Origin of the sequence: Pectobacterium brasiliense, assembly GCF_013449685.1 — a bacterium.
Classification (GTDB): Bacteria; Pseudomonadota; Gammaproteobacteria; order Enterobacterales; family Enterobacteriaceae; genus Pectobacterium; species Pectobacterium brasiliense_A.
Genome location: NZ_JACDSF010000142.1, coordinates 1 through 241 on the forward strand (window position 1 = coordinate 1; position 241 = coordinate 241).

Annotated in this window: 1 pseudogene; it reads right to left on the bottom strand. The window is 50.6% G+C overall.

Features of this window, described 5'->3' with window-relative positions:
• Positions 1–241 (bottom strand): annotated as a pseudogene (locus H0248_RS21715) (S-type pyocin domain-containing protein); the annotation flags it as partial.

A 241-nucleotide genomic window follows, 5' to 3' on the forward strand; every position in this document is an offset into this window, starting at 1 on the left:
CTTTTTCGCTGCCTGCGCATACTGTTTTACTTCACCCGGTTTATCATCTGGAGTGATAGGCTTACCAACAGGCTCGGCGACATAAAAACTCATGTCCCCAATGTTGCCCTGTGGCTCTTCTTCTTTTCCGGCATCAGTACAACCCGCGCCACGTAAACAGGATTTGGCAAAAACAGGCTCTACAGCCAGCATCGGTGTTAACGCCAGCAATGGCGCACGGGTTAATGCTGCCTGTTTAGCA